At 62.9% G+C, this 12,833-nt stretch carries 11 protein-coding genes; all 11 read left to right on the top strand.

Going from position 1 to position 12,833, the window contains the following annotated elements:
- Window positions 1–109 precede the first annotated feature (109 nt).
- The 11 genes from ABIB73_RS33265 to ABIB73_RS33315 all read left to right on the top strand — a co-directional run bounded on the left by ABIB73_RS33265 (window position 110) and on the right by ABIB73_RS33315 (window position 12,550).
- A complete protein-coding gene (locus ABIB73_RS33265) occupies window positions 110–784 on the top strand; it encodes a formyltransferase family protein (RefSeq protein WP_354231131.1) in 675 nt (224 codons plus the stop codon).
- A complete protein-coding gene (locus tag ABIB73_RS33270; protein WP_354231133.1) occupies window positions 781–2,415 on the top strand; it encodes a tetratricopeptide repeat protein in 1,635 nt (544 codons plus the stop codon). Before ABIB73_RS33265 ends, ABIB73_RS33270 begins: the two co-directional genes overlap by 4 nt.
- Before the next feature lie 323 nt (window positions 2,416–2,738).
- Window positions 2,739–3,566: an HD domain-containing protein gene (locus ABIB73_RS33275; RefSeq protein ID WP_354231135.1), complete on the top strand. Its 828-nt coding sequence runs from the start codon at window positions 2,739–2,741 to the stop codon at window positions 3,564–3,566.
- A 45-nt stretch (window positions 3,567–3,611) separates the two neighbouring features.
- A complete protein-coding gene (locus ABIB73_RS33280; protein ID WP_354231137.1) occupies window positions 3,612–4,502 on the top strand; it encodes an alpha/beta fold hydrolase in 891 nt (296 codons plus the stop codon).
- Window positions 4,503–4,588: 86 nt separating this feature from the next.
- Window positions 4,589–6,118, top strand: coding sequence for an FAD-dependent oxidoreductase (locus tag ABIB73_RS33285; protein WP_354231139.1), 1,530 nt, complete (start codon window positions 4,589–4,591; stop codon window positions 6,116–6,118).
- Window positions 6,119–6,242: 124 nt separating this feature from the next.
- Window positions 6,243–6,818: an HdeD family acid-resistance protein gene (locus ABIB73_RS33290; protein WP_354231141.1), complete on the top strand. Its 576-nt coding sequence runs from the start codon at window positions 6,243–6,245 to the stop codon at window positions 6,816–6,818.
- Window positions 6,819–6,873: 55 nt separating this feature from the next.
- The gene (locus ABIB73_RS33295; protein ID WP_354231143.1) at window positions 6,874–7,098 is read left to right on the top strand and encodes a LapA family protein; all 225 of its coding nucleotides are present in this window, start codon (window positions 6,874–6,876) and stop codon (window positions 7,096–7,098) included.
- A gap of 115 nt (window positions 7,099–7,213) precedes the next feature.
- Entirely contained in the window at window positions 7,214–8,425 is a 1,212-nt protein-coding gene (locus ABIB73_RS33300) for an ABC transporter substrate-binding protein (protein ID WP_354231145.1), read from the top strand.
- Between the two features lie 29 nt (window positions 8,426–8,454).
- Window positions 8,455–9,687 carry an acyl-CoA dehydrogenase family protein gene (locus ABIB73_RS33305; protein ID WP_354231147.1) on the top strand — a complete coding sequence of 411 codons (1,233 nt, stop codon included), beginning with the start codon at window positions 8,455–8,457 and terminating at the stop codon, window positions 9,685–9,687.
- A gap of 536 nt (window positions 9,688–10,223) precedes the next feature.
- A complete protein-coding gene (locus tag ABIB73_RS33310) occupies window positions 10,224–10,979 on the top strand; it encodes a hypothetical protein (protein WP_502918477.1) in 756 nt (251 codons plus the stop codon).
- Between the two features lie 875 nt (window positions 10,980–11,854).
- Window positions 11,855–12,550 carry an NAD-dependent epimerase/dehydratase family protein gene (locus ABIB73_RS33315; RefSeq protein WP_354231149.1) on the top strand — a complete coding sequence of 232 codons (696 nt, stop codon included), beginning with the start codon at window positions 11,855–11,857 and terminating at the stop codon, window positions 12,548–12,550.
- The last annotated feature ends 283 nt before the right edge of the window (window positions 12,551–12,833 follow it).

The following is a 12,833-nucleotide window of genomic DNA, read 5'->3' on the forward strand; positions in this document are numbered from 1 at the left end:
AATTTGTTTCGATGTATTTCCTGATGCGGCGAACGGCCGTTCATTAATACGCTGTTAACGCTGCCCCGCGACATTTTCGCCCACTTTCATCCTTGCTGAAGCGAAACCCATGGTCGAGGGCCTTGTATTGCTGACTGACACCGCCGAGCAGGTCGCGCTGTCACGAATCTTGCGAAGTTTCAGGCCGGATCTCGCGATTTGGCCCGCGTCCGGCATCGCGGAGCTTCGCGGCATCGAGACGTCGTTTCTCCGTAACGCCCGGTTGGTTTCCTTTGCGTCCGGCGCCATCGTGCCGTCGGACCTGATCGCGGGCCTGGGCTATGGCGCCTACAATTTTCATCCGGGGCCTCCGAACTATCCGGGCTGGGCTCCGGCTCACTTTGCCCTCTATGACTGCGCAGACATGTTCGGCGTGACCTTTCACGTCATGGCGGAGCGCGTCGATTCCGGCACGATCCTCGACGTCGTCTCGTTCTCGATTCCGCAGGCCTGCACCCTCCTGGGGCTCGGCGAGCTGGCCTATGCGCACCTGCTGCAACTGTTCGAAGTGTGGGCGGAGCCATTGGCAACGGAAGTGTCGCTGGTGCCGCGGTGCACGCTGCCATGGAGCGGCCGCACCAACACGCGCCGCAGCTACAAGGATGCTTGCGACATCCCGCTGGATATTTCCAGGGAAGAGTTGTGGCGCCGCATGCGCGCCTTCGGCGGCAATCACTACGGCATCGCACCGGCCATCAATCTGCACGGCGTCACCTTCACGGCGACGTTTCCGGAGACCACATGATTTCATCATCGACGGCCCTCGCGCCGCCTGTCACCGACACGCCGGGCATATCCGAACTGCTGCGCATGGGGCGCGAGCACTACCGGCGCGGTGAGATCAGGCACGCGATCGCGGTCTTTCAGGTCGGGCTCGCCCGCGCGGCCACTGTGTCGATCGGTGTGGCGGTCGATTGTGTTGCCGATCTGCACGCCGCTCTCGCCAACGCCTTCATGCTCTGCGACGACATCGCGTCAGCGGCCGAGCACTACAAGGCCGCCTTGCGCCTTGCCCCGCATCTCGTCGCCTGCTGGTGCAATCTCGGCATCGTCCATCAGCGCAGTGGCATGACGCAGGACGCGATCGCGCTTTACCTGGAGGCGCTCCGGCGCAATCCGGGCCATCGGCCGTCGCGGACGAATCTGGTCCAGGCGCTGGTCGCAACCAGGCAATTCGCGATCGCCCGGACGCTGCTGCTCGAACTGCTCGAGGAGACGCCCGGCGACGCGGACCTTTGCAGCCAGCTCGGCAAGGTCTGCTTCGAGCTCGGCGAGAGCGGCGAGGCTATCGCTCATTTCGAGCGGGCCGTTGCACTCGCGCCCGAGCAGGCCGAGAACTTTTACTGGATTGGGGCGATCCGTCAGGCGCGCGGCGAGCTAGAGCCGGCGCGGGCCGCCTACGCCCACGCCGTTCAGGTGCACCCGATCCTGCGCAGGCCCGCGATCAAGTCGCCGCCTGCGTTCCGGACGCTGGCGCTGTTTGCGCCCTTCGTCGGCAACACGCCGGTCCAATTCCTTTTCAAGGACTGCGCCTACCAGACCAGCATCCTGCCGCTGTTGCCCGGCAGCCAGCCGGATATCGCGTTGCTTGCGCGCGAGGCCGAAGTCGTCGTCAACCTCGTCTCCGACGCCGATCAGGGCGCGGAGGTTCTTCCTCTTGCCGCGGCCATCGCACGAAGCCTCGGCAAGCCGGTCGTCAACGATCCCGCAAAAATCCAGAACACGACACGCGACGCCACGGCCGTAGCACTCGCCGGCATCGATGGCTGCCGCGTGCCGCGCACGGTCCGTATCGCTACCGGCGACGGGCTTCCGGCCGGCCTCGACCTCGCCTTTCCGTTGCTGGCGCGGCAGGCCGGGATGCATGGCGGCGACGTCTTCGAGAAGTTCGACGATGCCGCGGCGCTGACCGCGTTCCTTGCTGCGCATGCGGACCATGACCGCTACGTGATCGACTATATCGACTATTGCTCCGTCGACGGCTTCTTCCGCAAGTACAGGTTCTTGTTCATCGGCGAACAGATCCTGCCCTATCATCTGGCGATCGGAGACGACTGGAAGCTCCATCGCGACAGCACCGAGATGGAGCGTCACGTCTGGATGCAGGACGAGGAGGAGCGCTTTCTGCGTGCTCCCGAGCAGGTCTTCGGCGCGTCCCACGATGAGGCGTTGCGGGTCATCCGCGCCCGCATCGGTCTCGACTATTTCGGCATCGATTGCGGGCTCGACCGCGACGGCAACCTCGTCGTGTTCGAGGTCAACGCCTCCATGCTGGTGCACGACCAGAACCTGGAGTTTCCTTACAAGGACCTGTACATCCGCAGGATCAAGGTCGCGTTCGATGCCATGCTCGGGCGTATTGCACGGGGGAATTGACGCCGTCGTTCGCAGAAAGGTGCAGGCGGCGGCGCCGGACCGCGGTGTACCTGCGGCTCTCTTCGTCCGTCCGATAAAAATCCGATAAAGCGAATTCCTTTGCCGCCGTTGTCCGTTGAATCCCGGCATGGCCTTGGGCCGCCGGGTGTATCGAACTGTGACCGCAACCGTGATGTGCGAGGCGGGACTGCAACATATTTCCGTATTTTCGTTTCGAGGTTTGGTCAGCCGGCCCAGATTGGGCTATGCTGACCTTGCGTCGAGGACGAGAATGAGACGTCGGGAGTTGGCGTGGGACACCACCGACAGACGGGGCTGTATCCATGATGACGTTACCGAGACTGGCGGCCGAAACCCTGGAGAAGATGCTGGGCTCGTTCATGCGTCGAAGGTACGACGAGTCCTATGCCAGGGTGCTGGAGGGCTCGACGCGCACGGCGCTGGAATGCATCGGCAACAGCGATGCGCTCTACCACAACATCGAGCATACGATGCTGGTGACGCTGGCCGCCCAGGCGATCCTCATGGGACGTAATCTGCACACGCACCTTGCGGCGGAAGATTACATCCACATCCTGATCGCCTGCCTTGCCCATGATATCGGCTATGTCCGCGGTCTCTTTCCGGAGGACGACGAAGATGGTTTCGTGATCGACGAGGCCGGGACCAAGGTGTCGCTGCCGCGCGGCGCATCCGATGCGAGTCTCATGATGTATCACGTTGATCGCTCGAAACTTTTTGTGAGGCGGCGGCTGCCGCCGATCCGCGGCCTCGACAGCGAGCGCGTCGCTCGCGCCATCGAGGGGACGCGGTTTCCGGCCCGGGAGGGCCAGGAGTACGACGACGATGCCTCGATCCTGCGGGCCGCCGATTTCATCGGCCAGCTCGGTGATCCCAACTATCTGCGCAAGGCCAATGCGCTCTACTACGAGTTCGAGGAGGTCGGGATCAACCGCCAGCTCGGCTACGACTCGCCCGCCGACATCGTGAACCGCTATCCGCAATTCTATTGGAACAGCGTCGCGCCTCACATCCAGACCGAGATCGGCTATCTCAACAAGACCGAGATCGGCCGGCAGTGGATCGCCAATCTCTACAGCAACGTGTTCCGCGCCGAACGCGACATCTCGCTGTCCGGGCCGCAGAAGTAGGTCGGGCCATTGTAGCGAGTTCGTTCGCAGAGGGCTGTCGCAAGAATGCAACCAAAAACAGTCACGACCGAAATCCTCGACATCGCCTACCTTGATTACGGTGCGTCCGATGGCTGGCCCTGCATCATGGGCCATGGCTTTCCCTATGACGTGAATGCCTATGCGGAGACCGCGCCGATCCTCGCGCAAGCGGGCGCGCGGGTGCTGGTGCCCTGGCTGCGTGGTTACGGCCCGACCCGTTTTCGCTCCACGCGGACGCTGCGGTCCGGCGAGCAGGCGGCGCTGGGGGCCGATCTGCTCGCCTTCATGGATGCGCTTGGGATCGCGCGCGCCGTCGTCGGCGGCTACGATTGGGGCGGGCGCGCTGCCTGCGTGGTCTCGGTGCTGCATCCGGAACGCGTGGTCGGGCTCGTCTCCGGCAATTCCTACAACATCCAGAACATCGCCCGCGCCATGGAGCCGGCTTCGCCGCCGGAGGAGGCGGCACTCTGGTATCAATATCTCTTCCACAACGAACGTGGCCGCCGTGCACTGGAGCGCAACCGGCGCGGCTTTGCCCGCCAGCTCTGGTCGATGTGGTCGCCGCGATGGGCCTTTGACGACGCGACGTTCGAGCGGAGCGCCGCGTCCTTCGACAATCCTGATTTCATCGACGTGGTGATCCACTCCTACCGCCACCGCTACGCGCTGGTCGCAGGTGATCCCGCCTATGCCGGGATCGAGGCGAAGCTTGCAGCCCAGCCGCCGGTCCGCGTCCCCACGATCGCGATCGACGGCGACAGCGACGGCGTCAATCCCGGCACCGCCCATCATGCGCGCAAGTTCGAGGGCTTTTTCGAGCGGCGCGTTTTTGCAGGCACCGGCCACAACCTGCCGCAAGAGCGTCCCGCTGAATGGGCGCAAGCCGTGCTTGATGTGCGCAGGGCTGCGGAGTGAATCTGAATTTTGGCGGCCGCGAGGAACTTTTCGCTAGGAGCGCCGTCCAAATCCTGAGCTGAGCGTGAGTTGCGAGGGAGATGACCATGAGCGAGGAGAGCAAGCCGAGCGGGCCCGACCTGACCAAGGGCGTGTCGCCGACCGAATTCAAGGACGGCAAGCTGCTCGGCCATGTCGGCGAGGAGGATGTCCTGCTGGTGCAGGCCGGCAGCGAGGTCTTTGCGATCGAGCCCGCTTGCAGTCACTATCACGGCCCGCTCGCCGAAGGGTTGGTGGTCGGCGACACCATCCGCTGTCCCTGGCACCATGCCTGCTTCTCCTTGCGCACCGGCGAGGCCACGCGACCGCCGGCGCTGAATGCGCTCGCGGTGTGGGAGGTTGCCCGCGATCAGGACAGGATCCTGGTTCAGCGCAAGCGCGAGATGCCGAAACCATCAACCTCGCACCGCGCGGCGGCGGCGCCCGAAAAATTCGTCATCGTCATCGTCGGCGGCGGCGCGGCCGGCTTCACGGCGGCCGAGACGCTTCGTCGGGAGGGCTTTGCCGGCGCCACCACCATGCTCAGCAATGATGGCGCGATGCCGGTCGACCGGCCGAACCTCTCCAAGGACTATCTCGCCGGCAGCGCGCCTGAGGATTGGCTGCCGTTGCGGCCCGAGGACTACTATCGGGACGCCGGCATCGATCTCAGGCTCAACACCAACGTTTCCGCGATCGACCCGAAGGCGCGCAGCTTGATGCTGGGCAATGGCGACAAGATGCCGTTCGACCGGCTGCTGCTTGCGACCGGCGCAGAGCCGGCGAAGCTCCAGATCCCCGGCGCCGGCCAGCCTCATGTCCATACCTTACGTTCCGTGGCCGACAGTCGCGCCATCATCAAGGCGGCGGGCAGCGCGAAGCGCGCGCTTGTGATCGGCGCCAGCTTCATCGGCCTTGAAGTCGCAGCCTCCTTGCGGGCGCGCAAGCTCGAGGTACACGTGGTCGCGCCGGAGGAGCGGCCGATGGAGCGCGTGCTCGGACCTGAGATGGGCGACTTCGTTCGCGCGCTTCATGAAGAGAACGGCGTCAACTTCCACCTCAAGGACACCGTGGAGAGGATCGACGGGCACCGCGCGACGCTGAAGAGCGGCGGTGTCATCGAGGCCGACCTCGTCGTGATCGGCATCGGTGTCAAGCCGCGCCTTGCACTCGCCGAGCAGGCGGGGCTGGCAACCGATCGCGGCGTCAGCGTGAACGAATATCTCGAGACCAGCGCGCCAGGCATCTTCGCCGCCGGCGATATCGCGCGCTGGCCAGATCCGCATTCGAGGCAAAACATCCGCGTCGAGCATTGGGTGGTGGCGGAGCGGCAGGGCCAGACCGCGGCGCGCAACATGCTCGGCCGGCAGGAGCGATTCGACGCCGTGCCGTTCTTTTGGTCGCAGCACTACGACGTGCCGATCAATTATGTCGGCCATGCGGAGAGCTTTGACGACATCGCGGTCGACGGCAGCATCTCCGGCAAGGACTGCCTGCTGAAGTACCGCAGCGGCGGCCGCGTGCTCGCGGTCGCTTCAATTTATCGCGATCTCGACAATCTCAAGGCTGAGCTGGACATGGAGCGGTCGCGGGCGTGAGGAGCCCGACCCTTGACTTGCGTCAATGTCGGCTCCCGCGGGCGCTGCTCTGCTGGCTGTCGTCCCGGCGCGGCTCGTGCTATCCTGAGCTGTGCTCTGGGCTTCGCATGCAGGAGTAGCCGTCATGACAAGTGCTTCGGATACGTCTCCAAACCTGGGCCTGGGATCAGGCATTGCCGCGCTGCACGCCAAGTGGGGCTGGATCGTCGCGCTGGGCGTCGTTTATCTCATCGCCGGCTTCGTCGCGCTCGGCAGCATGGTGATGGCGACGGTGGCGAGCGTGATCGTGGTTGGCGCGATGATGATCGTCGCCGGGGTCACCGAGGTGATCGGCGCATTCCAGATGAAGAGCTGGGGCAAGTTCGTGATCTGGGCCTTGCTCGGCGTGCTCTACATCATCGCAGGCTTTCTGACCTTCGAGAACCCGCTGTTTGCTGCAGCGCTGCTGACCTTGTTCCTCGGCGCGTCGCTGCTTGCCTCCGGTGCGGTCCGGCTGTTTCTCGCCTTCAGCATGAAGCGCGAAAGCCCGTGGGTCTGGGTGGCGCTGTCTGCCGTCATCACGCTGCTGCTCGGGCTCTTGATCCTGGCGCGCTGGCCGGTCAACAGCGTCTATATTCTCGGCCTGTTCCTCGGCATCGACCTGATCATGGCGGGGGCGGGCTGGGTCAGCTTGGGCTTCAGCCTGCGGCGACGCGGCTAGGCACTGTCAAGGATCTGTCTGGTAACGGCGTCCGCATCGCCGGAGGGGATCATTCATGCGTTGGGTTCATCTCGCCGTCATCGTGGTGCTCGCCGCCGTGACATTGATTTTTGCCGCACAGAATCTCGAGACGGTCACGATCTCGTTCTTCAAGATGAACGTCAGCCTGCCGCTCGCGGTCCACACCATCGTGGTCTATCTGCTTGGCGCGGTAACTGGCGGCAGCCTGTTCGCGTTGCTGCGGCGCTCCTACGCAGGTTCGAAACGGAGCGTCGGGTAAACCAGCAACTCGACGCAAGACCGTCTTGCGGAACTCCGCTGATCTGACGCGCCGATAAAAGCGGCACGCTGCGCGTTCGCTTCGCCGCGCGGATGATAATCACTGGGGAGAAACCATGAAAGCCGCTTTGGCCCTGGCCGCAGCGCTGGCTGTCGCCTGTCTATCGACGCCCGTCTCCGCGCAAAAATCCTACGGTCCCGGCGTCAGCGACACCGAGATCAAGATCGGCAATACCATGCCCTATAGCGGCCCCGCGTCGCCGCTCGGCATCACCGGCCGGGTGCTCACGGCCTATTTCGACGAGATCAACGAGAAGGGCGGCGTCAACGGCCGCAAGCTCAATTTGCTGTCCCTTGATGACGCGTTCTCGCCGCCGAAGACGATGGAAGCCGCACGGCGTCTGGTCGAAGGCGACGGCGTCGCCTTCATCTTCGCGACCATGGGCACCGCGCCGAGCTCGGCGATCGCAAAATATCTCAACAGCAATAAGGTGCCGCAGCTCTTTCTGATCAGCTCGGCCTCGAAGTGGAACGACCCCGCCAACATGCCCTGGTCGATGGCGCTGCCCTGGGCGCCGAACTACACCAGCGAGGCTGCGATCGATGTCGCCTATGCCCGCGCCAAAAACCCGAACGCGCGGTTTGCGGTACTCTACCAGAATGACGACGCCGGCAAGGAATATTTCCGCGGCGTCAAGGAAGCGCTCGGCGCCGATGCCGACAAGGCGATCGCGATGGCCTCGAGCTTCGAGGTTACAGATCCCACCGTCGATTCCCAGGTGCTGACGCTCGCCAACACCAAGGCCGACGTCTTCATGATTTACTCGGTGACGCCGCGCGCCTGCGCGCAGGCGATCCGGAAAGCCCATGAGGTCGGTTGGCAAGCGACGCGCTTCCTCGCCTCGGGCTGCGCCAACAAGGCGACCGTGATGGCGCCGGCGGGCCTCGATGCCGGCAACGGCGTCCTGTCGCTTGGCTCGCTCAAGCCGTTCACGGCTGAGCCAAAGGACGATCCGGCTATGTCGACCTATATCGACTTCATGAAGCGGCGCCTGCCCAATGCCGACATCAACAACGTCGCCGCGCTCTACGGCTATACCGTCGCCGAAGCGCTGGTGGTGGTGCTGAAGCAGTGCAAGGACAATCTGACGCGTGAGAACATCATGGCGCAGGCCTCCAACCTGAAGAACGTGCCGCTGTCGCTGCTCTTGCCCGGCATCACGCTCAACACCACGCCACAGGATTTCCGCCCGATCAAGGACGGGTATATGCTCCAGTTCGACGGCAACGACTGGATCGTGGCGAGCGAGCTGCTGCGCGGCACCTGACGCGCGGGACGAGCGACCGGGAGACGACAATGGACTTTCAACACTCCGAACGTTCGCTGGAGCTCCAGGAGCGCGTTCGCCAGTTCATGCGGACGCATGTCGAGCCGGTCGAGGAGCTCTATTACGAGCAGGTGAAGCCGGAAGCCGTACGCTACCGGACACCGCAAGTCTTGCAGGACCTGAAGCGGCTGGCGCGTGAGCAGGGGCTCTGGAACCTGTTTCTCTCCGGCGAGCACGGCCCAGATCTTACCAACCCAAGGCTGACCAACCTCGAATATGCGCCGGTGAAGGAGATCATGGGCCGCATCCTCTGGGCGCCCGAGGTCTTCAATTGCTCGGCGCCCGATGTCGGCAACATGGAGGTGCTTAGCCATTACGGCACGTCCGCGCAGCAGGAGCGCTGGCTGAAACCGCTATTGGATGGGCGCATCCGCTCCGGCTTCTCGATGACGGAGCCGCAGGTCGCCTCCAGCGATGCCACCAACATCCAGTGCGAGATCAGGCGCGACGGCCGCGACTACGTCATCAACGGCCGCAAATGGTTCACCTCCGGCGCAATGAACGAGGATTGCGAGATCCTGATCGTGATGGGCAAGACCGCGCCCGATCATCCCGACCGGCACCGCCAGCAATCCATGATCCTGGTGCCGAAGGCGACGCTAGGGGTGCGCATCGTCCGCGACATGCTCACCTACGGCTATGACGACGCACCGGTCGGCCATCCCGAGATCGTCTACGAGAACGTCCGCGTGCCCGCGGAAAACATCCTGCTTGGCGAGGGGCGCGGCTTCGAGATCGCGCAGGGACGGCTCGGCCCCGGCCGTATCCATCACTGCATGCGGCTGATCGGCTGCGCCCAGCGTGCGCTGGAATTGATGTGCCAGCGCGCGGTGTCGCGCACGGCCTTCGGCAAGCCGCTGGCCGAGCAGGGCTCGGTGAAGGAGGACATCGCGCACTCCTTCTGCGAGATCGCGCAGGCGCGGCTATTGACGCTGCAAGCCGCCGACAAGATGGACCGCGAAGGCAACAAGTCCGCGCGCGACCTGATCGCCGCGGCCAAGATCGTGGTGCCCAGCATGGCCGCCCGTGTCATCGACCGCGCCATCCAGATTCACGGTGCTGCCGGCGTCTCGCAAGACACGTTCCTGGCGCGCGCCTATGTCTACGCCCGCTTCATCCGCATCGGTGACGGACCGGACCAGGTGCATCTGGCCGCGATGGGGAAGGAGTTGATCAGGCGCGGCGGGGTGATGGCCGGATAGGCAGTGACATGCTTCGCCGCCTTGTCGCCGAAATCACGCAGACGCAGGTTCACGGCATCAAGGTGGCCGACGCGGCGGATCAGGTGCGGGGCGTTTGGGTGCCGCGAAAAATCCGGAGAGACATGAGGACAGCCCCAGTTGGCGGCCTCTTCAGCGCACAAGCGACTTCCGCTCAGGGGCCTCTTTCGGACCAGCCGATTCTTTCGCCAGATGTGGCAATGAGACGCAGCGGGCGGACAGCCTATTTCGGCCGCGACCGACCCACGGCTGGCCTCCGGTGTTGAGCCGACGTAACGTTGGTGCTATTTTTCAACTGCATCATTCCCAATTTGGTCTGATGAGGCGGGCGGGTGATCAGGCTTACGGACTGCCGCCGGCCATTTTTGAAATTGGAATACTTGAAGCCATAGGCCCCGCTTTCGGACGCATTTCAAAGTCGGCCGGGCAGTTTTGATTGACGTTAGTGCCCTCCGTTCTTCCCATTGACTCGGAGGCGGGCTTTTTTCTGTCGCGCGTTATCGAAAAGCGATTTCGCCATGTTTATTCTGACAAGCCGAGCCGATTGCGCGGCAGGTAAAGCTCGTTCCAGCGCAGCATCAGTTGGCCTTTACTTCATAGCATTCATGCTATGTGCAGCTAGCGTTGTTCAATTCGCCGATACCACGTGGGCTCAATGCGCGGCCCGGGATGTCTTGCGCAACCAGCTCAAGCTCAAGACACGTACCGCCCAACCTTCCCAGCTGCCTATCAACTCCGCCCGCGATGTTGCGACATGGAAGACGATTGCGATTGGCACATTTGCCGGGTCGATTACGCTGCGCAACGAGCTGGATAGTATGGGCTGCAATGTCGGGGGACAGGCCTCTGAAATTCTTGCTCGACCGGCATTCGCTGTTGGCTCTCGCAAGACAGACGTGGAGCTTGTCGTCGTAACGCCAGCCCAGCTTGGGTTCACGTCCGATACGGTGAGCCTGGCCGACGTTTACGCGCGCGCTCGACAGCTCGGCTTTGAACTTGCCGCGGCCGAGGTCGGCCCGCAATTGCGCATCCAGTATTTCGACCAGCCTATGGGCGAATTTCTCATCATCGGAATGGAGCCGATCAAGACCTGGAGCGGCGAGCCAATCATTCTGAATGTGGCAAATGGCGGAGCCGGATTGATCCTGATCGGTCAGGACGGCAGAGCCGGGGCCGAAATACCCGCGACATCCCGGTTCGTCTTTGCGCGGTCGCATCAATCCGCACCCGGCGCCGAACTCATCGACCAGACAGCAGCAATTCTGCCACCGTGAACGGGAACGACGGCAACGCTGGCGCACGCAGTCACTGGCGGCCTGCAATTTGGCTGCGTTTTTCGCGGCGCGGAGAGCTGCGATGGATCCGGGACGACTATCCCAATCGCTCTCCGATTTCGACCTGATCGGCCGATGGCGGGGGGGCGCCTTCGGGCTTGATCTGAGTCAAGGTTCGCTCGCTCAATGCGACCAATCTTGTGAGATTGCGAGACCTTTATCGGCGAAGTTGCCACGGGTGTCCGCGGGGCTGGTGTCGCGCCGCGGCGCGGGCGCAGAACAAGATGCTCGACCGCGGTATTGCCGTCCTGTTCATGATTTCCCGAGGTGCCTTCGCCCTCGCGCTCATCGAACTCGCACGGGAAGTGCGAATTGCCTTGAGCGAATTCGATCACGACGCGGAGAGCCAAGTATCCCTGCTTAGCTATTGCACATCCAGATTTGGAGAGGACGGGAAGATGAATGGAGCGATAATCCTTGTCGTGACTTGGGCGGTGACATGCCCAATGACTGCTTCTGCGCAGGCCGCGGATACGATGCGTACGCAGATCAACGATGTTCGGAGAAGTTCACCGCCGACAATTGTGCCTCACAGAGGCAATTTTATTTTGCGACAAGACTTGGTTGATCCAAATAATCCGAGCAATCTGCGATCGGATTGGCCCCGACCAAGCGGCCTTCCGGGACCGGGCCACTGAAGACGAGCACGGCAGGTCGAGGGGTTGCAGCCCGTAGGATGGATTGAGCGCTTGCGAAACCCAGCGCGTCCTCGGCGGACGCGGTCTCTGGTATTGTCAGCTCGATCCGATTGTGAGGATGAAGCTTGATGGGTTTCGCTTCGCTCTACCCATCCTACGAACTCGATGAAGGCTTAAATGGCATTTCGTGTCTTGATCATCGGCGGCACCGGACAGGTCGGAGATGCGGTGGTGCGTGCACTCGCGGCGGAGCCGTCGTGCGCCGAGGTCGTGATGGTCAATCGCAGGGCGGCATCACCGAATGCCAATTCCCGCGTGCGACAGGTGATCCTGGATACGGCATCTCCTCAGTTTCCGGCGGACGTGACCACGCTTGCGCAGGCTATGTTCGCGCTAGGTGATTCCGTCTACGGAGCATCCTGTGTCGGCGTCGGCAAAGGCAGCACGAAGTGGAGCGAGGAAGAACTGGCGGCCCTCGAAATTGGCGTCGTCGGCGGCTTTGCGCGCGGTTGTCATGCCGGCGGCATCACACGCTTTTCACTGCTCTCGGCAGCGGGAAGCACCTCGAAAAGCAGGATCCGCTATGCGCGGGTCATGGGCCTGAAGGAAGAGACAGTCCAGAAGATAGGCTTCCAACGCCTCGCGATTTTTCGTCCAGGAATTATCGCAGGCAATGTTCACACCCCGGGCTACCTGGCCTGGTTAGGGCGACTTATTCCGGGATCTTTTGGCACGATCGAGCAGGACGATATCGGGCGCGCCTTTGTGGCTGAATTCATCGACAACTCGGCCCCGGACGGGATCGTCCAGTTCGAAAACGAAGCGATGAGGCGAAGGTCTCGCGCTTTGAAGGTCAATCAGCCGACATTATGAACCGTGGGATCGAGATCATCTGGTGCTCGATACCGCCAGTGATTCGATTGATCGTCTGCTCGAACGGGTGGAGGTCTATGTTCGTGACGAGATCGGGTGATTCTCTGTTGGTTTGCCCGTGCCGACGAGGTGATCGAATCGCGGATGCTTGCCGCTGTTTGGTTCCGGCGCACCGCGACATTCTGTGGGCAAAAACCCCGTCATCATCCGTTCAAAATCCGTTGCTAGTCTTCCGCTCGACGATTGGCTCGCCGGATGTACGCGGGCTGCATCGCAAGCCTCG

The sequence above is a fragment of the Bradyrhizobium sp. F1.4.3 genome (assembly GCF_040548375.1).
Taxonomy (GTDB): domain Bacteria; phylum Pseudomonadota; class Alphaproteobacteria; order Rhizobiales; family Xanthobacteraceae; genus Bradyrhizobium.